The following is a 19,317-nucleotide window of genomic DNA, read 5'->3' as shown; positions in this document are numbered from 1 at the left end:
CTTAAAGGTTCCAGAGCTTCGGCAGCTCACGTCCCAACCGCAGACTTTGTAAAAGCGGGATCAGGGTTTGGCGCAAAGTATAGCCATCTTGCGTCATCACCCGTCCAACGAGCTTTCCTCGAAAAGCACTGAGGGCTACTTGCTTGGGATCTTGCAGTTTCTGGAGGTTTTGCGCGCGTGCCTTCAAAAGGTCTTCCTCATCTGGCCCGATATAGAGAATGGAGGCGAAGGCCCGTGCTCCGTTAAGGACTGCAGCATTTTTTGCTCTCGTTCCCAGACCACCGTTTAAAAGCACATCATCTGCATGAATAAGCTTTCCAGCTTTGCGTACACGCCATGTGTCTTTGAAGTAGGCGCGTTCAACTGTTTCCCCCATGGCCTGACGACCCAGTATGACTGCTTCAACCGCAAGAAAGCGCGCTGAGGGGGCGAGATCTACTTGAAGCGCTCGAGACAGGCTGGCCTCATTAAACAGGATCGTTTCCTGTGGCAGCCAGTGCAGTTCAGCATCATCTTTTACTTTCAATGTGTTGGTGATCTGTGCAGTGCCTTCTGAAGACTTGTAAATCTTCTCGCAAGCCTGTGTGGTCAGCACGGCTTTGGCACCTGTCTGCAGGTTCACGTGCCAATTCAACACGTCCCCGCCTGTTACACCGCCACTGGTGTTTATGAGCGCGGCCTCGGCCATATCATCGTAGACCTTTGGCAGACGGATTTTGGCTGCACCTTCCTGATAGAGTTCCTGTAAGGTTGGAGGCAGTCCATCGTGCTGAGCGGCTTTAAACCCTACTCTGCCAGTGCCTTTTGTGCGCTGCATAGCCGGTACCCGAGACACTTTCGATTCGAGTGGCTGGCTAACTAGCTTAAACGGTAAGATGCTGGCGGACATGGTCTTTATCCAGATCACTTGCCGGTCCTGTATGGACGATCTCACCACGGTCAAGAATGTAAACTGCATCAGCAAGTTCTCGGCAAAACTCGAGATACTGCTCTACAAGCAGGATCGTTAGCCCCTCCTCTTTCAGCTGTTTGATGGCTCTGCCTATATCTTTGATAATGGAGGGCTGAATGCCTTCCGTTGGTTCATCCAGCACCAGCAAGCGTGGGCGTGTTACCAATGCACGGCCAATGGCCAGCTGTTGTTGTTGCCCGCCTGACAGGTCTCCTCCCCGGCGGCCCATCATTTTTTTGAGGATCGGGAACAGCTCAAAGACCTTCTGCGGAATGAACCTTTCCTTGCGTGGCAGGCGAGCAAAACCGGTTTGCAGGTTCTCGCGCACGCTGAGCAGAGGAAAGATCTCCCTGCCCTGAGGCACATAGGCGATGCCTTGTGCGGCGCGGGCATATGGCTTTGAGCTGCCAAGGCTCGCTCCATCCACGCAGATGTCCCCATCAGAAATCCGTTGATGCCCTGTTATGGCACGCAGAAGCGAGGTTTTACCGACACCATTGCGGCCCAACACACAGGTGATCTGTCCTTCTTCCACATTAAGAGAAAGACCGCGCAGGGCTTGCGCAGCACCATAGTGCAGATCCACACCGCTGACTTCCAAGTTCAGCATGCTTTACCTCCCCAGATAGCTTGAAATGACTTTTTCATCGGAAGAAACATGGGCCAGAGAGCCTTCGGAAAGTACAGAACCTTCTGCCAAACATGTCACCTTGACGTTCAGATCCCGAATGAAGCTCATGTCGTGTTCAACGACAATGACGGATCGGGTTTTGGCGATCTCCCGCAGTAAACGAGCGGTTTCGATGGTTTCTGCATCCGTCATGCCTGCAACGGGTTCGTCGACCAGCAACAGTTTGGGGTCCTGTGCCAGCAGCATGCCGATTTCGAGCCATTGCTTCTGACCGTGAGAAAGGTCTGTTGCCAGTACATCACGGCGCGATGTCAGGCGGATTGTCTCCAGGATCTCTTCAATCCGCTTGTGCTGTTCTTCGTCCAGGCTATGGAACAGCGCTGCAAAAACACCAGGATCACCTGCTAGAGCCAGTACCAGATTATCGAAGACACTCTGGCTTTCAAAAACGGTTGGTTTCTGAAATTTTCGGCCGATCCCTATACGGGCAATATCGGCTTCATCCAATTGCGTCAGGTCAGTGCTTCCTTCAAAGAAGACTTCACCTTTATCGGGTCGTGTCTTGCCAGTGATGATGTCCATCATGGTGGTTTTCCCAGCACCGTTTGGGCCGATGATGGCGCGCATCTCCCCCTTTTCAACCACGAGCGACAGGTTGTTGATGGCCTTGAACCCATCGAAACTGACTGAAACGCCATCTAAGTAAAGAAGGGGTGCGTTTTGCGTCTGGATCATTCCGCGGCCTCCAGTGTTGCTATACTTTGCTTTTGAGGAATGCGGCGTGCCAATGAGTGGCGTAACTGTTCCATCAGACCGACAATGCCTTTAGGAAGGAAAAGAGTGACGATGATAAACAGGCCACCAAGGGTGAAGAGCCACAGATCCGGGAATGCAGCGGTGAAGTAGCTTTTGCCGCCATTGACGAGCACTGCGCCAATGATCGGACCAATCAATGTTCCCCGGCCACCGACAGCAATCCAGATCACCACTTCGATAGAGTTGGCTGGCGCGAACTCTCCCGGATTGATGATGCCCACTTGTGGGACATAGAGCGCCCCTGCGATACCGGCGATCATGGCAGAGAGGATAAAGGCAAACAGTTTCACATGCTCAACACGGTAGCCGATGAAGCGTGTACGGCTCTCAGCATCACGGACTGCCAGCATGACCTTGCCGAGTTTGGACCGCACAACAAAGGAGCACGCTACAAGTGACATTGCTAAGAAAACAGCTGTTGCAGCAAAGAGCACTGCCCGGGTTTCAGCAGCTTGTAATGAGAAACCGAGAATATCCTTGAAATCTGTGAGGCCGTTGTTGCCTCCAAAGCCCATATCATTGCGAAAGAACGCCAACAGCAAGGCGTAGGTCATCGCCTGTGTGATGATGGACAGATAAACACCTGTGACCCGTGAGCGGAATGCCAGATACCCAAACACGAAGGCCAACATACCTGGCACAGCGAGGATCATCAGCGCTGTGAACCAGAACTGATCAAAGCCATGCCAGAACCAAGGCAGTTCCTGCCAATTGAGGAACACCATGAAATCTGGCAGTACCGGATGAGCATAGACACCCCGGTCACCAATCTGGCGCATCAGGTACATGCCCATGGCATATCCGCCGAGCGCGAAGAAGGCTCCGTGACCAAGCGATAAAATTCCGCAATAGCCCCAGACTAAATCAAGGGCTAGCGCCAGCATAGCGTAGCACAGGTATTTGCCCAGCAAGCCGACAATGTAACCCGGCACATGCAAGGGGTGTTCGGCCGGTACAACCAGATTGAAGAGTGGCACGAGAACAGCCAGCATCATGATAACAGCTGCAAACCAGAGGATGTGTCCTTCCAGTTTTTCGAGAAGAAATCGGGAGATCATGCTTCTACCGCCCGTCCTTTCAGCGCGAACAGGCCGCGCGGTTTCTTTTGGATGAACAGGATAATGGCCGTGAGAGTGAGAATTTTTGCCAGAACTGCGCCAGAGTATGGCTCAAGGAACTTGTTGGCCACGCCGAGGCTCATGGCTCCAACAAGCGTGCCCCACAGATTGCCAACGCCGCCGAACACGACGACCATGAAACTGTCGATGATATAGAGCTGGCCGAGATTTGGTGAGACGTTAGAGATCTGAGAAAGAGCTACGCCGGCGATCCCGGCGATGCCCGAGCCAAGAGCGAATGTGAACGCATCGACCCATGGCGTGCGAATGCCCATGGAGGCGGCCATGCCTCTGTTTTGTGTGACGGCACGCATTTGCAGGCCGAAGTGCGTGCGTTTGAGGACCACGAGCAACACCGCGAACACAAACAGCGCAAAAACCAAGATCCAGAAACGATTAGCTGTAAGTGTGAGGCCGCCCAGTTCAAACGCACCGGACATCCAGTCTGGATTGCCGACTTCCTGATTGATTGGGCCGAAGATGGAGCGTATCGCTTGCTGGAGCATCAGTGAGACACCCCAGGTCGCCAGCAGAGTTTCCAGCGGCCGACCGTAGAGAAAGCGTATCACACTGCGTTCCAACGCAAATCCGACAGCGCTTGAAACGAGGAAAGCGGCAGGCAGTGCGATGGCCAGTGAATACTCAAAGGCTCCCGGGAAGCTGGTGCGGATGAGGTCCTGCACCACAAATGTGGTGTAAGCGCCAATCATCACCATTTCGCCGTGGGCCATGTTGATGACGCCCATAACACCAAATGTGATGGCAAGCCCAATAGCTGCCAGCAACAAAACTGATCCGAGCGACAGGCCATACCAGATGTTCTGTCCCGCTTCCCAGAAGACCAGTGTTTTTTCGACAGACGCAAGAGCCGATTGAGCAGCAGCCTGTTCCTGCGGCGAAGAAGCATGCGCTGCAAAAGCGGATATGATTGCGAGTGCTTGCTGGTTGCCCTTTTCTTTAAGGAGAATGAGGGCCGACAACTTTTCCTCTTCGGTTGCCTCAGGATCTTTCAAAGTCAAGGCTGCGATAGCGTCTGACAGCGCTGTTTTGATGGCTTCATGCTGCTCTTTTGCAAGGGCTGCCTTCAAATCCGGCAAGGCATTATGGTTTCCAGCTTTTGCAAGAGCATTCACTGCTTGCAAGCGCATACCTTCATCAGGGCTTGCTAATGTGAGATCCGCAATTACGGCTTTCAGTTGACGACGCAGCTTGTTGTTGACCTTGATTTTACGCAGGTTCTTTTGGGCTTCGGTCGCCACAATTGAACCGGTCAACGGCGCTATAAGCTGAAGTCCATCCCTGGTTGGCGCAGTTCTGAATACCGCTTTGTCGCTCTTCCGGTAAAACAGTGTCCCTGCCCCGAGAGCCTCCAGTACGGGAACCACGCGCACATCCTGAAAGCTTGCCAGTTGATCAATCTGGGTGGCTCGTTCTTTAAGCTTACCCGTTGCCAAAGTCTGAACAGCTTCTTCCAGTGTCGCGCTTGCATGTGCCGGCACTGCCAGGACAAACGCCATGAACAAGCAGAGTACTATTGGGTAGATCCTCTTCCCCATGTGCTCCTCATTTTTAAAGGGTCATATGATCGCGGATGCGTTTTGAGCGCACCCGCAATGGCTTGGTGGGAATTGGATCAGTTGGTGGCTGCGCCACCACAGGAGCCGGCAGTGACGTTGAAGTTTCCGCAGGAGAGCGGTTTGCGCCAGTCAGCTATGAGTTTGGAGGATTTTGGCAGGTAGTCAGACCATGCATCGCCTGCAACAAGACCGTCCGTTTCATCGACGATATCAAACTGGCCATCTTCCTGAATTTCACCGATCAGAACCGGCTTTGTGATGTGGTGGTTTGGCATCATGGTGGAGTGACCGCCGGACAGGTTGGGCACAGATACACCAACGATTTCATCAATCACGCTGTCCACATCCGTGGAACCTGCTTTTTCGACGGCCTTCACCCACATATTGAAGCCAATAAAGTGGGCTTCCATCGGGTCGTTGGTGACACGATCTTCATCACCCGTATAGGCCTGCCATGTTTCGATGAACTCACTGTTGATCTCTGTGTCGACAGACTGGAAATAGTTCCATGCAGCCAGATGACCGACGAGTGGTGCAGTATCCAGACCTGCCAGTTCTTCTTCTCCAACTGAGAAGGCCACAACCGGGATATCTTCTGCGGAGATGCCCTGGTTGCCCAGCTCCTTATAGAATGGCACGTTCGCATCGCCGTTGATGGTGGACACAACGGCAGTTTTCTTACCAGCTGAACCGAAGGCTTTGATATCAGCAACAATCGTCTGCCAATCCCCATGACCAAACGGAGTATAGTTGATCATGATATCTTCTTCAGACACACCTTTGGACTTCAAGTAGGCTTCTAGAATTTTGTTAGTCGTGCGCGGGTAGACATAATCAGTTCCCACCAGAATCCAGCGCTCCACTTCTTCGTTTTCAAGCAGATAATCAACTGCTGGGATGGCTTGCTGGTTTGGGGCCGCACCGGTGTAAAAGACGTTCCTCTGGCTTTCCTCGCCCTCATATTGCACTGGATAGAAAAGGATACCATTCAGCTCTTCAAAGACTGGCAAAACAGATTTACGGGAGACCGAAGTCCAGTTGCCGAATACCGCTGAGACCTTATGTACTTCCAGCAGTTCACGTGCTTTTTCCGCAAACAAAGGCCAGTTGGAAGCAGGATCGACAACAACGGGTTCCAGCTTTTTGCCAAGAAGACCACCCTTCTCATTCTGCTTTTCAATGAGCATGAGCATGACGTCTTTGAGTGAGGTTTCTGAGATGGCCATGGTACCTGAAAGTGAGTGAAGGACGCCAACCTTGATGGTATCTTCGGCCTTCGCTGCTCCGCTGATGATCGTAGATGCCAAAAGAGATGCACCTGCTGCTGAAATCACTTTTTTGCTGAAACGAACCATTCCCAACTCCAATTGTATGAGTGACGGCACCACTGGTTGTTCCAGAGTGCTCGGCGACCACAAAACGTTTAGGTCAGCATGAATTCAGCAAATCCTGTGCCAGAGCATTTCGAGGAGTTGAGAAAAATCAATATTGCTTTGTAATATTTGATTATTTTACATTTCTTTGAGCGCACGGAGTTTATCAGGCACTGCTCATAAGTGAGTATTTTTGATTATTATTTATGCGTTTTCTGGTCGTGACTATATTTTAGACACAACTTCATTTTTTACAGGTACCGTTTTCGGTGAGGGCATCTTAAGGAACCGACCGGCTTACGGTTTTCTTGTTTACTGAGAGCCCTTAAGTTAGAAGGCAGCTTGAGAATTGCCTTAGTTTTGCGCTTCGGGTTGGATCATGACAGACATCTTCATCATTGTCGGCGCTCTCTTCGGGATTATCGTTGTCCCTCTGGGCTTTTTTGTCGGTCTGCAGGTTTCGCCTGTGTTGGCGAACATACTCCTCCTACCCTTAATCACTATCAGCTGGTCCTCTGGTATCCCATTAGGAGATATGTCAGCACTGCTGCTTGTGTGGTCAACAGTACTCTCGGTTGCTTTCTGGGCGACTGTATTTGGGCTGATCGGTTTTGGGATTAAAAAACTGCGCGGCTAAGCTATCTTGGATTTGCGATAGGTGCTGGCGGTTTGGCCGGTGTGTTTTTGGAAGACCTTGTTGAAGTGGGATGCATCGAAGAAGCCGGAGCGGATTGCTACATCTGTTACGGTGGCGTCTGTTTCATCCAGTAAACGCTTGGCTTCTTCTACACGGATGTGACTGAGGGCTTCGGCGGGAGACTTCCCCAAGTCGGCTTTGAACTTCATCTCCAGACTGCGGCGCCCTACTCCCAGCATTTTGCAAAGTTGTTCGATACTGCGCAGGTTTTCTGTTTCCTGCTGCATCATGAGGACTGCACGCTGGACCAAGTTATCTTTGGCCTTGATAGATGTGGGTAGGAACGGCTGAGCTTTACTGTCATCCTGCGCTTCATCCACCATGAGGATGTTCAGACTTTTGCGCGCCTGGCGCAGACCGACATGTCGCTCCACCAAATAGGCCGCCACGTGCACAGCGCTTGTTCCGCCAGAGCAAGAGATCCGGTCCCGATCTACTACGAAGATCCGGTCCGAGACTGGCTCCAAGCCATCGAACTGTTCCAGAAAATCAGTACGGTGGAACCAGCTGACGCAGCATTTGTATCCATTCATAAGGCCGGCCCGGTGCAGAATAAAGCTGCCGGTACATAGGCCTATCAGCGGGACATCCTTAGCCACAGCGCTTTGCAGGTAGTCTACATAACGACGATCCAATCGCTCGATGTGCTCAATCAGGCCGCCCACAACAACCAGATAATCAAAGCTTGATGGATCAACCAGGCCATTATCAGGATGAATGCGCACGCCGCAACTGGCGCGGATGGGTTTCATGTCGGGAGCAATAACACTCCAGTTACAAAGGATCGGACGACTGCTGTCCCCTTCGTCTGCAGAAAGGCGCAGGACATCGATGAAACTAGCGAAAGCGGAAAGCGTGAAGCGGTTGGCAAGAATGAAGCCAACATTGAGTGCAGATCGAGATTTCCGGGAAGGACTAACGGTATTTGCCATCTGCACCCCTTGCGCAAAAATACTCCAAATTCTTCGCAAGAGTACCATACACGATTTTACTTAGTGGGCAAACTTGCTTGAATTCCAAGGAGGTAGCCTTGTCAAAATTTTCCGCAGTATCGCTCCTGAAGGGCGCGCTTACGGGCTATAAGAATGTTGAGCCGCAATGGCCTGATGCTGAGCTTAAGAGCGAGTATGACGTCATCATCGTGGGGGCTGGTGGCCATGGTCTTGGTGCAGCCTATTATCTGGCCAAGGAACATGGCATCACCAATGTGGCGGTGATTGACAAGGGATGGCTTGGCGGTGGCAATACGGGTCGCAACACCACTATTATCCGCTCCAACTATCTTTATGACGAAAGCGCGCGCTTATACGACCATGCTGTGGATCTGTGGGATGGGCTTAGTCAGGATCTCAATTACAACGTCATGTTTTCGCAGCGCGGCGTGATGATGCTGGCGCACAATATTCATGATGTGCAGAGCTTTAAGCGTCATATCCATGCCAACCGACTGAACGGTGTCGACAATGTGTGGCTCACACCCGAGCAGGCAAAAGAGAAGTGTCCGCCGCTCAACATCTCGCCAAACGCACGTTACCCGGTGATGGGAGCAGCCTTCCAGCAGCGTGGCGGGACTGCGCGGCATGATGCAGTGGCTTGGGGCTACGCGCGTGCAGCTGCAGCGCGTGGTGTTGATATCATCCAGAACTGCCCCGTTCTTTCCATTGAGCGCGGGCCTGACGGAGCCGTGACTGGCCTGCAAACGGCGCGTGGCTTCGTGAAAGCGAAGAAAATCGCGGTGTCAGCGGCAGGTGGCACATCTGTTGTGATGGATACGGCTGGGGTTCGCCTGCCGCTGGAAAGCTATCCCTTGCAGGCGCTTGTCTCAGAACCCGTAAAGCCTATCTTCCCTCAAGTGGTTATGTCCAACACCGTGCACGCTTACATCAGCCAATCTGATAAGGGCGAACTGGTGATTGGGTCCGGAACTGACCAGTATGTATCTTACTCCCAGCGCGGCGGGCTTCCGCTGATTGAGCATACGCTGGCTGCGATTTGCGAGGTGTTCCCGATTTTCCGACGCATGCGGATGCTGCGCAAATGGGGCGGTGTTGTTGATGTAACACCGGATCGTTCTCCAATCCTCGGCAAGACACCAGTGCAAGGGCTTTACCTCAACTGTGGCTGGGGCACGGGTGGCTTCAAGGCAACGCCGGGCTCTGCGCATGTGTTTGCGCATACAATTGCACAAGATGAACCTCACCCGATCAACGCGCCATTTACGCTTGAGCGTTTTGAAACCGGACGTCTGATCGACGAAGCAGCCGCTGCTGCTGTTGCGCATTAAGGAGGTAGCAGATGCTTTTAATTCACTGTCCTTATTGCAAGGAAAAACTACCCGAACTTGAATTTGAATATGCAGGACAAGCGCATATTGATCGTCCACTGAACCCTGCTGAGCAGAATGATGCTGAATGGCGGGATTACTTGTTCATTCGCTCCAATGTGCGCGGTGACCACGCTGAGCAATGGCGCCATACGCATGGATGTGGGCGTTATTTCAATGCCTTGCGCAACACCGTAAGCGACAAGTTTATCGCGACCTATGAGATTGGGCAGGCTCGTCCGACTGGTTCTGAAGAAGGTGAAGAGAGCAATGAGCAACTTGAGAGTTGATGGCAAAGGTCGTATCAATCGCGACAAGCGCATTCGCTTCACCTTTGATGGCGTTTCCTATGAAGGGTTTGAGGGCGATACAGTTGCTTCCGCCCTGCTGGCGAATGGCGTGCATCTTATGGGGCGTTCGTTCAAGTATCATCGCCCTCGTGGGCCTGTTACTGCAGGATCAGAAGAGCCCAATGCGCTGATTGGGACGTCTCGTGGAGGCGCCGGGCGGTTTGAGCCGAACACACGCGCCACGGTCCAGGAGATCTATGAGGGATTGACAACGGTCAGCCAGAATAAGTGGCCGAGCCTGAACTTCGACGTTGGCGCGATCAACGACAAGCTGCATAAACTCTTTGCGGCTGGCTTTTACTACAAGACCTTCATGTGGCCGAAGAGCTTTTGGGACAAGGTTTACGAGCCGGTTATTCGGGCCTCAGCTGGTTTGGGTGTTTCACCAAGTGAGCCGGATGCAGACACCTATGCATCGCGCTACTTATACGCTGAGCTGCTGATTGTTGGTGCTGGCCCTGCAGGGCTTGCTGCGGCGCTCACTGCAGCGCGTAATGGCACGGATGTGGTGTTGGTGGATGAAAACCGGGAGCTGGGTGGCTCTCTGCTTTCTGAAGCACCAGCCAGCATTGATGGTAAGCCTGCTGAGGCGTGGCTTTCTGAGTGTATTGAAGAGCTAAAAGCCTGCCCGAATGTACGCATCATGACACGGTCTGTTGCGATTGGGTATTACCATGAGAACATGGTGGGCGTGGCTGAGAAGCTGACGGACCATCTGGCATATCCGCCAGCAGGTGCACCGCGAGAGCGGATGTGGCGTATTCGGGCGAAAGAAGTCATTCTGGCTCAAGGGGCGCTGGAGCGGCCTTTGGTGTTTGATGGCAATGATCGCCCGGGCGTGATGATGGCAAGTGCTGCGCAGACTTACCTCAATCGGTATGGAGTGAAGGTTGGCACTGCGGCTGTTGTTATGACTTCGCACGATTCTGCCTGGTATGCGGCGTTTGATTTGGCTGATGCGGGTGTGACGATCGCTGCTCTGGTTGATGTGCGCTCTTCCGTTGGTGATCACTTGCTATCTGAGGCGCGAGCGCGGGGCATAACTGTCAAGACAGGTCACACAGTTACGAGTGTTGCAGGTAAGAAACGCGTTTCAGGCACTCAGGTTGGAAGGGTAACCGGTGACGGTAAGGTCGCTGATATTACGCAGGTTTCCTGCGATATAGTGTTGATGAGTGGCGGTTGGACGCCGTCGCTACATTTGTTCTCTCACACCAAGGGCAGCTTGCATTGGGATGAGGAAAACGAGGTCTTCCTTCCCGGTGAGAAAACCGAGCGCTGCCATATTGCGGGTGGTGGTCGTGGTTTGTGGAGCCAGCAGGCGGCGTTTGATGATGGCGTGCATGCAGCAGAGCAAGCACTGGTGTCTTTAGGTCAGACTGCGAAAACTATTTCGGTTGATGTGGATGGAGACCGTGCCGGATCTGGCATCGTGATGGAAGAGCTTCCGAGCAATGATGATAAGTTGGCGCGACGGGCTTTTGTTGACTTCCAGAACGATGTGACAGCGAAGGATATTCGTCTTGCTGTGCGTGAAGGTATGCTCTCTATTGAGCACGTAAAACGCTTTACAACCAATGGCATGGCGACCGATCAGGGCAAGATGTCCAACATGAACGGGCTGAAGATCGCAGCTGACGAGTTGGGACGCCCTGCCCCCAAGGTTGGTTTGACAACTTTCCGCCCGCCTTACACGCCGACCACCTTTGGCACCTTTGCTGGCTACCATAAGGATGAGCTGTTTGAGGTGACGCGCAAGACCAATATTGACAGTTGGGCCGAAGAGAACGGTGCTGTTTTTGAGCCAGTCTCGCTCTGGCGCCGTGCTTGGTACTATCCAAAGGCTGGGGAAGATTTACACGCGGCTGTTGCACGAGAATGCAGAGAAACCCGCGCTTCTGTGGGCATGTTCGATGCTTCTACTCTCGGTAAGATCGAGGTGGTTGGGCCTGATGCTGCCGAGTTCATGAACCGGATGTACACCAACCCTTGGACCAAGCTGGCGCCGGGGCGGTGTCGTTATGGTTTGTTGCTGGGTGAAGATGGATTCATTCGTGATGATGGCGTGATTGGGAGGATAAGTCAGGATCGGTTCCATGTGACGACGACAACTGGCGGTGCTGCGCGGGTTTTGACCATGATGGAGCATTTTTTGCAGACGGAATGGCCGGATCTGGATGTGTGGTTAACGTCAACAACGGAGCAGTGGTCCACAATTGCGCTCAATGGTCCGAATGCGCGTAAGGTATTGGAACCATTTGTCAAAGGCACTGATCTTTCTGCCGAAGCGTTTCCGCATATGGCGCTACGGGAGTGTACAGTTGGCGGGTTTGAGGCGCGGTTGTTCCGGGTGAGCTTTACCGGGGAGCTTGGTTTTGAGGTGAATGTTCCATCTGAGCATGGGCGGGCACTTTGGGAGATGCTTTATCAGGAAGGCAAGAAATATGACATGTGTGTCTACGGCACTGAAACCATGCATGTTTTGCGCGCAGAAAAGGGTTACATCATTGTCGGACAGGACACCGATGGCACAGTAACTCCTGCTGATGCGGGACTGACCTGGGCGATTGGTAAGAAGAAGCCTGACTTTGTTGGCAAACGGTCTTTAACGCGGCCTGATATGTTGCTCGCAAACCGCAAGCAGCTGGTTGGGCTTTTGACGGAAGATCCGAGTGTTGTGCTGGAGGAAGGCGCGCAGATTGTGGAATCTGGAGATACCTCCATTCCGGCTAAGATGTTGGGACATGTGACATCTTCCTACTGGAGTGAAGCTTTGGGGCGTTCCATTGCTATGGCCTTGATTGAAGGTGGTTTTGAGCGAGACGGTAAGTCGATTGACGTTCCGATGCCGGGGCAAACCCATCGTGCAACCGTTACCGGGACCGTGTTTTACGATCCTGATGGCGAGCGAATTAATCTTTAAAGGAGCGGCGCAAATGGCTTTCAACACCACAGTCGAAACTCTGCCAGCGATGGGCCGTTTTAGTTTGCGTTGTAAACGCGAAAACACCGTTGCTATGTCAAAAGCCCTCGGATTTGAGCTGCCTTCCTCCATCAGCGAGCTGGTTCGGTCCGGCAACGTGACTGCTCTCAAGTTGGGACCGGATGAGTGGATGCTGACCTGCCCGATGGATGGGCGAGCGAAGATCAAAGAAGCTCTGGCGGCAGTGTATGCAGATGCTGTTCATAGTCTGACGGAGGTTTCCAGCCGTGAAGTGAGTATCCGGGTTTCGGGACCGGAAGCTGAGGAGCTGTTATCCACGTCATGTCCCCGCAACTTGAGGGAGCTGACTGTTGGGCGTGGAGTACGCACGATTTTTGATAGTGTGCAGGTGATCCTGACACGGGAGGAGCAGGACCAGTTTCGGCTAGATGTCTGGCGATCGTTTGTGCCCCATGTGGTGGGGCTGCTTTCCGTTGCTACAAAAGAGTTTGAATGCGGCCTTTAGGGCCGCATTTTTTATGGCACTCGCCTTGAGTGATCAGCAAGGTCTAACAGTTTCCACCAGAAGTATTGCGACATGGGCTGCATCAGCATCCGTTGATTTGGCAAGGCGTTGCTGCGTGCAGTTGAGCGCTTGTCATGATTACACCAATCACAGTGTTCAGGCGTCGCATTTTTACTGGCAAAATGCCTCAAACTTCCTGCCAGTGTGAGATTAATTCGAACTAGATTTCCTGATTACTCTCGATTTTTCGGTGCGTGACGCAAAGATACGGCACCTGAAAATTAGGGGAGCTGCCGCACTATAAGAGGGAGGCTTAAAGTGTATCAGTCAGCATTTTTCAGGGCTTGTGCTCCGCTCAAGTCTTCCGGATTGCAAGCAGACCAACGGCTCTTCTGTGCTGAGCCAATGGTGGTCGCTGATCATTGTCCCCCTCAGGTTCGGCAGAGCTATAATAAAGTCTCCCGACGCCTTTTACTTGTCACTTTAACCAGATGCCCCAAGCATCTAAATCCCAAAAGGAATCTGCACTCGTTTTCCCTAGAGTCAGATTCGCCCCTCAACTCACTCGTTTGTCGCGATCAGGTTACATCCCTGATCATCTCAGCAACCTGCACCGGTCAACTCCCCAGGCACCATTTTTAGCCGAGGTATCTGAACATGAGCGTTCCGTCTTATATCAAAGATCTTATAGCTCACCGCGAAAAGGGCAAAAGCCTCAGAGCCCCCTTCTACAGTGCTCCCGACATTCTTGATCTGGACATGGAAGTGTTTTTTCGCAAGCACTGGATTTTCGTGGCTGTTGAACCTCAACTTCCCGAACCAGGTGATTGCATCACCGTCGAGATTGGCAAGACATCTGTTTTGCTTTTGCGCGGTGATGACATGGAGATCCGTGGTTTTCACAATATCTGCCGACACCGCGGCGCGAAGCTCATTGATGAGCCTGAAGCGACCATCGGCAACATCGTGTGTCGCTATCATGGCTGGACCTATAACGAGGATGGTGAGCTCATTCTGGCCGAGCATATGGGCAAGGACTTTGACAAGACCTGTCATGGTCTGAAGACCGTTCATGTCCGTTCCATTGCTGGTCTGCTCTTCATCTGCCTTGCCAAGAACCCGCCGGAAGACATCGAAGAGATGGCGCAGACCATGGAGCGATATATTGCGCCTCATGATATTGCCAACTGTAAGGTGGCTTACACCGCTGATCTTGTTGAGGAAGGCAACTGGAAGCTGACGCTTGAGAACAACCGCGAGTGCTATCACTGCGAAGGTACGCATCCGCAGCTGACCGTGCCGCTTTCCGAGTTCGGCTTTGGCTTCTCGCCTGATGAGATGGATGAGCGGCGCACTGCGGACGTCAACAAGTACCTGTCTCTGCTTGAGAGCGAGCATAAGCGTTGGGAAGCTGCAGGCCTACCTTCTGCTGAGGTGGACAAGCTTTCCAACACGACCAGCTTCCGCTGTATTCGCTTGCCGTTGATGGGCGAAGGCGAGTCTCATACCCTAGACACCAAGATTGCCTGTAAAAAGCTGCTTGGTGATTTCAAAGACGCCAAACTTGGGGGCTTGAGCTTCTGGCACAACCCCAACTCATGGCACCATTTCATGAGCGATCACATCGTGACGTTTGCGTCCTTCCCGCTGTCGCCGGATCGCACGCTGGTGCGGACCACGTGGCTGGTGCACAAGGATGCGATTGAGGGAGAGGATTACAATCTCGATAATCTGAAACAGGTCTGGATGATGACCAACCAACAGGATGCTGATCTTGTGCGGTTGGCACAGCTGGGCAGTGAAGACCCGGCTTATGAGCAAGGCCCTTATTCTGAGTACACGGAGCCTCATGTGGAAGCGCTGTGTGAATGGTACATTGAGCGTCATAAAGCGCACATGCCTGCCGATACAATTGAAATGGCGGATGCATGACCCAGAATGTAACTTTTGATGATCTGAAGACCGTCACGGACTACGATGAAGAGCACTTCACCGAAGCAACCCGGATCCCCATGTGGGATCCGGAGGTGGATGATGTTCTGGTCTGTCGGCAGGTTCGGCAGGAAACGCATGATGTGAAGACATTCCTGTTTTCGGCACGTGAGCCCCGTGTTTTCAGGTTTTATCCTGGCCAGCACATGACCTTTGAACTTCCTGTCGAAGGCATGATCATGCGCAGCTATACGATTTCAGCCAGTGCTGCGCGGCCTTACCGCATTGAAATCACAGTCAAACGGGTGCCGGGAGGTCCGGGGTCCAACTGGCTGCTGGACAATATGGTGCCGGGCAAGGAAGTAAATGTAACCGGTCCTGCTGGCGAGTTCACCACGGATGCGACGCAGGAAGAGAAGCTGCTTTTCATTTCGGCTGGCAGTGGCATTACACCGATGATGTCCATGACGCGCACGGCCTGTGATCTTTGTGCGCCGACTGATCTGCATTTTATTCATGCAGCACGCACTCCGGCAGATATCATCTTTAAGGATGAGCTGGAGTTGTTGGCAGCGCAAAACCCGGCTTTCAAGCTGTCTTTCACGTGCAGCACCACATCCGGCCATAACAGCTGGAGCGGTTTCGAGGGACGCTTGAGCCTGCAGATGCTTTCGCTGATGTCACCGGACTTCAAGGACAGGAAGATCCTGTGCTGTGGCCCTGCCCGCTTTATGGAAGGCGTGCAGAACATGCTGCTGGAAGCAGGCTTCGACATGGCTAACTACCATGAAGAAAGCTTCGACTTTGGTGCGGAAACAGCTGGCACGTTTGAAGATCAGGTTGCCGCACCAGAGATCAGCGATCAGACCTACCGCATCAGCTTCACCAAGACCGGTCATGTGGTGGAATGCGGTCCGGGTATGACGATCCTTTCTGCGGCCCGCGAGGCTGGTATCTTGCCGATGGCGTCCTGCCAACGCGGCATTTGCGGGACATGTAAATCTCAACTCGTTTCGGGTGAAACCGACATGCAGCATGGCGGCGGCATTCGCAAACGGGAGATCGATCAGGGCAAAATCTTGATCTGCTGCACGACACCACTTTCTGACATTGAAGTTGAACTTTAGTGTTAAACGCTCCCCCAACCATTGAAAACAAACACAAAAAACGGGTATCCGATCAACAAGAACGATAAGAAAGGTCCAGCCAAAGGATCTCTCCTGACCACAAAATAGAAGGTCCAACACAGGAGAAGCTGCATGACTGATTTACGCAATTCCGACCGCCCCCCAGCGGGGGTTTTAGATAGTCCATCGGACGAACTGGCAGACTCGGATTACAGTCTTGGCCAAGATAATATTGAAGGAAAACTTGGGCCAATCGGCTTTGACATTCACAATCCGGTATTTGCGATCTCAGCGCTGACTGTTGTTGCTTTTGTTGCTTACACCCTCTTTTTGCCAGAACAGGCAAACTCCGTTTTCAGCCTGCTGTTTTCGACAGTGACCAAAGGCTTTGACTGGTTCTTCATCGGCGCCGCCGATATCTTCGTTATTCTGTGTCTGGTTCTCGTGGTCAGCCCTTATGGCAAGATCCGCCTTGGCGGTAAGGAAGCGACCCCTGATTTCAGCTATATGAGCTGGTTTTCCATGCTGTTTGCCGCTGGTATGGGCATCGGCCTGATGTTCTACGGCGTTTCTGAGCCGATCAGTCACTTCTCCTCCGCCCTTGGAGGCACCGCTGTTGGGGCTGATGGCGTGCGCACAGACTGGGCACCGCTTGGGGCTGCGGCGACGCAGGAAGAAGCGATCCGTCTGGGCATGGCGGCCTCCATCTTCCACTGGGGTCTGCACCCATGGGCGATCTACGCTGTGGTTGGTTTGAGCCTTGCGTTCTTCAGTTATAACAGAGGTCTGCCGCTCACCATCCGTTCTGCTTTTTATCCGATCTTCGGTGAGCGTGTGTGGGGCTGGCCGGGTCACATCATTGATATTCTGGCAGTGTTCGCGACCCTGTTCGGTCTGGCAACCTCTCTCGGCCTTGGTGCCGTGCAGGCAAACTCCGGCTTTAACAAGCTGTTTGGTATGCCGATTGACAGCACTTGGCAGGTTATTCTGATTACCGGCATCACCGCTGTTGCTCTGGTTTCTGTTGTGCGCGGGCTGGAAGCAGGTGTGAAGCTGCTTTCTGAGATCAACATGGGCCTTGCCGTTCTGCTGGTCATGTTCGTTGTTATTGCTGGCCCAAGCATGATCCTGCTGCCGGATGTTCTGAACTACCTCGGCGCTTACCTGCAGTATCTGCCTGCGCTTTCCAGTCCGGTGGGCCGTGAAGATGTAAACTTCATGCAAGGCTGGACCTCATTCTACTGGGCCTGGTGGATCTCCTGGTCGCCGTTTGTGGGCATGTTCATTGCACGCGTGAGCCGTGGGCGTACGGTCCGTGAGTTCCTTGTCAGCGTGTTGCTGATCCCGTCACTGGTGTGCGTGCTCTGGATGTCTATCTTTGGCGGCGCTGCGATCAGCCAGATCGTCAATGACGGCTACACTGCAGTTCAGCAGGCTGCTCTGCCGGTTCAGCTGTTCACCATGCTGGACGCTATGCCATGGGCAACCATCACAAGCTTTGTCGGTATCGTTCTGGTGATCGTGTTCTTCGTCACCTCCTCCGATTCCGGCTCACTGGTGATCGACACTATCGCAGCTGGCGGTAAAGTGGATGCGCCTGCACCACAGCGTGTGTTCTGGTGTCTGTTTGAAGGCCTGATCGCGATTGTGCTGCTGCTTTCTGCAGGTGGTCTGAAGTCGCTGCAATCCATGGTGATTTCAACTGGTCTGCCGTTCACGATCGTGCTGCTTATCATGTGCGTTGCGATTTGGCGTGGTCTGGCGAACGAACCACGATAAAGCTGACTAATATTGCGAATGAAAATGCCGCTGAGGTTTAAGCCTCGGCGGCATTTTTTGTGTCAGGCAACCTGTTCTTGAGGCGCTGGCAGGCCGCGCAAGACTTGTGGCGTGCACCCATACCGGCGGCGGAACATGCGGCTGAGATGAGATGAATCGCAGAACCCACAGTCGACCGCAATTTGCGCAACAGACTTCTGGCTGGTGAGTATGAGATGTCGGGCGAGATCCAGACGGATGTTGAGGAACGCGACTTGTGGGGATGTTTCCAGAGACAGGCGGAAGTAACGTTCAATCTGCCGCTTGCTCTTGCCCATGCGCTGCGCGATTTCCTGAATGGAGATCGGAGCGTCGATGTTCTGCTGCATGATGTGCAGCGCACGTTGCACGATGGGGTTTTGGGTTTTCAGATCCAACGGGATGCCCGGTTGAGGCTTTTCCGCCTGATGGGCATCATCAATGATCATGATGTGCAGGCTTTTGTTGGCATGTGCCGTGCCCACGTGCTTGTCCACCAGATAGGCGGCCAGATGGGCAGAGCTGACGCCGCCAGCACAGGTGAGACGATCTCTGTCGACGACAAAAATCTGATCAGTGACCGGATCCAGCCCATCAAATTGCTCTTTGAAATCGGAGTGGCTGAACCAGCTGACGCAGCTGCGGTACCCATCCAGCAATCCGGCGCGGTGCAGAAGGAATGCGCCAGTGCAAACGCCCACGAGTGGCACTCCGGCGGCGGCGGCTTCCTGCAAGAAGTTCTGATAACCCGCGCTCAGATCTGTGCCGTCTTCAATGAGACCACCAACGACAACGATATAGTTGAACCTACGCGGATCACCCAGCCGTTCTTTTGGATGCACGGAGATGCCGCTGCTTGACGGGATCGGGTCCATGGTGTCGGAGAGAACCGTCCAGTTGCACAGGATCGGGCGGCTGCGATCACCTTCATCAGCGGCAAGGCGCAGCACATCCACGAAGTTGGCAAAGGCGCAGAGGGTGAAGCGTTTAGCGAGGATGAAGCCCACGGACAAGCGGGTTTTCTCCTGCCTGGCAACAGGTTTGCGAAGCGCGGTGGTCGATTGCGAGGTCGCTTGTGTCATACAAGATGCTCTCCCAAAATGCGGAGCGGTCTCAGCCCATGTCTCCATTGGCGTTCGCGCTCCGGGTCCATGCGATCCCGGTCAGTTTCCACC

General features: G+C 53.2%; 16 protein-coding genes. 8 read left to right on the top strand and 8 right to left on the bottom strand.

Annotated features, from left to right (window positions below; genetic code table 11):
* Position 1 precedes the first annotated feature (1 nt).
* From PSE_RS14470 to urtA, 6 genes are all read right to left on the bottom strand, one after another.
* Entirely contained in the window at positions 2 to 817 is an 816-nt protein-coding gene (locus tag PSE_RS14470) for an urease accessory protein UreD (protein WP_014285542.1), read from the bottom strand.
* Between the two features lie 46 nt (positions 818 to 863).
* A complete protein-coding gene (urtE, locus tag PSE_RS14465) occupies positions 864 to 1,562 on the bottom strand; it encodes an urea ABC transporter ATP-binding subunit UrtE (protein ID WP_014285541.1) in 699 nt (232 codons plus the stop codon).
* 3 nt (positions 1,563 to 1,565) lie between these two features.
* Positions 1,566 to 2,318, bottom strand: coding sequence for an urea ABC transporter ATP-binding protein UrtD (gene urtD, locus PSE_RS14460; protein WP_014285540.1), 753 nt, complete (start codon positions 2,316 to 2,318; stop codon positions 1,566 to 1,568).
* Entirely contained in the window at positions 2,315 to 3,457 is a 1,143-nt protein-coding gene (gene urtC, locus PSE_RS14455) for an urea ABC transporter permease subunit UrtC (protein WP_014285539.1), read from the bottom strand. Before urtC ends, urtD begins: the two co-directional genes overlap by 4 nt.
* Positions 3,454 to 5,073 (bottom strand): urea ABC transporter permease subunit UrtB, encoded by a 1,620-nt coding sequence (urtB, locus tag PSE_RS14450; RefSeq protein WP_208997942.1) that lies wholly within the window; start codon positions 5,071 to 5,073, stop codon positions 3,454 to 3,456. Before urtB ends, urtC begins: the two co-directional genes overlap by 4 nt.
* A gap of 77 nt (positions 5,074 to 5,150) precedes the next feature.
* Positions 5,151 to 6,449: an urea ABC transporter substrate-binding protein gene (gene urtA, locus PSE_RS14445; RefSeq protein WP_014285537.1), complete on the bottom strand. Its 1,299-nt coding sequence runs from the start codon at positions 6,447 to 6,449 to the stop codon at positions 5,151 to 5,153.
* A gap of 397 nt (positions 6,450 to 6,846) precedes the next feature.
* On the opposite strand from urtA, the gene PSE_RS14440 reads away from it, so the two are divergent.
* Positions 6,847 to 7,104: a hypothetical protein gene (locus tag PSE_RS14440; protein ID WP_014285536.1), complete on the top strand. Its 258-nt coding sequence runs from the start codon at positions 6,847 to 6,849 to the stop codon at positions 7,102 to 7,104.
* On the opposite strand, the gene PSE_RS14435 is transcribed toward PSE_RS14440, so the two are convergent.
* Positions 7,101 to 8,096: a GlxA family transcriptional regulator gene (locus tag PSE_RS14435; protein ID WP_041768523.1), complete on the bottom strand. Its 996-nt coding sequence runs from the start codon at positions 8,094 to 8,096 to the stop codon at positions 7,101 to 7,103. The genes PSE_RS14440 and PSE_RS14435 overlap by 4 nt on opposite strands.
* Before the next feature lie 98 nt (positions 8,097 to 8,194).
* Between PSE_RS14435 and PSE_RS14430 the strand changes: the two genes are divergently transcribed.
* The 7 genes from PSE_RS14430 to PSE_RS14400 all read left to right on the top strand — a co-directional run bounded on the left by PSE_RS14430 (position 8,195) and on the right by PSE_RS14400 (position 18,124).
* Positions 8,195 to 9,448: a sarcosine oxidase subunit beta family protein gene (locus PSE_RS14430; RefSeq protein ID WP_014285534.1), complete on the top strand. Its 1,254-nt coding sequence runs from the start codon at positions 8,195 to 8,197 to the stop codon at positions 9,446 to 9,448.
* A gap of 11 nt (positions 9,449 to 9,459) precedes the next feature.
* Positions 9,460 to 9,777 carry a sarcosine oxidase subunit delta gene (locus tag PSE_RS14425; RefSeq protein ID WP_014285533.1) on the top strand — a complete coding sequence of 106 codons (318 nt, stop codon included), beginning with the start codon at positions 9,460 to 9,462 and terminating at the stop codon, positions 9,775 to 9,777.
* A complete protein-coding gene (locus PSE_RS14420; protein ID WP_014285532.1) occupies positions 9,758 to 12,760 on the top strand; it encodes a sarcosine oxidase subunit alpha in 3,003 nt (1,000 codons plus the stop codon). Before PSE_RS14425 ends, PSE_RS14420 begins: the two co-directional genes overlap by 20 nt.
* Before the next feature lie 13 nt (positions 12,761 to 12,773).
* Positions 12,774 to 13,286, top strand: coding sequence for a sarcosine oxidase subunit gamma (locus PSE_RS14415; protein ID WP_014285531.1), 513 nt, complete (start codon positions 12,774 to 12,776; stop codon positions 13,284 to 13,286).
* Positions 13,287 to 13,943: 657 nt separating this feature from the next.
* On the top strand, positions 13,944 to 15,218 hold the full coding sequence (locus PSE_RS14410; RefSeq protein ID WP_008547298.1) for an SRPBCC family protein: 1,275 nt from the start codon (positions 13,944 to 13,946) through the stop codon (positions 15,216 to 15,218).
* On the top strand, positions 15,215 to 16,345 hold the full coding sequence (locus PSE_RS14405) for a hybrid-cluster NAD(P)-dependent oxidoreductase (RefSeq protein WP_014285528.1): 1,131 nt from the start codon (positions 15,215 to 15,217) through the stop codon (positions 16,343 to 16,345). Before PSE_RS14410 ends, PSE_RS14405 begins: the two co-directional genes overlap by 4 nt.
* A gap of 132 nt (positions 16,346 to 16,477) precedes the next feature.
* The gene (locus PSE_RS14400) at positions 16,478 to 18,124 is read left to right on the top strand and encodes a BCCT family transporter (RefSeq protein ID WP_014285527.1); all 1,647 of its coding nucleotides are present in this window, start codon (positions 16,478 to 16,480) and stop codon (positions 18,122 to 18,124) included.
* A 62-nt stretch (positions 18,125 to 18,186) separates the two neighbouring features.
* On the opposite strand, the gene PSE_RS14395 is transcribed toward PSE_RS14400, so the two are convergent.
* Positions 18,187 to 19,224, bottom strand: a complete 1,038-nt coding sequence (locus PSE_RS14395) for a GlxA family transcriptional regulator (RefSeq protein WP_014285526.1) — start codon at positions 19,222 to 19,224, stop codon at positions 18,187 to 18,189.
* Positions 19,225 to 19,317 lie beyond the last annotated feature (93 nt).

Origin of the sequence: Pseudovibrio sp. FO-BEG1 (genome assembly GCF_000236645.1) — a bacterium.
In the GTDB taxonomy this organism is placed as follows: domain Bacteria; phylum Pseudomonadota; class Alphaproteobacteria; order Rhizobiales; family Stappiaceae; genus Pseudovibrio.
This window is presented reverse-complemented; position numbering and strand designations above follow the sequence as displayed.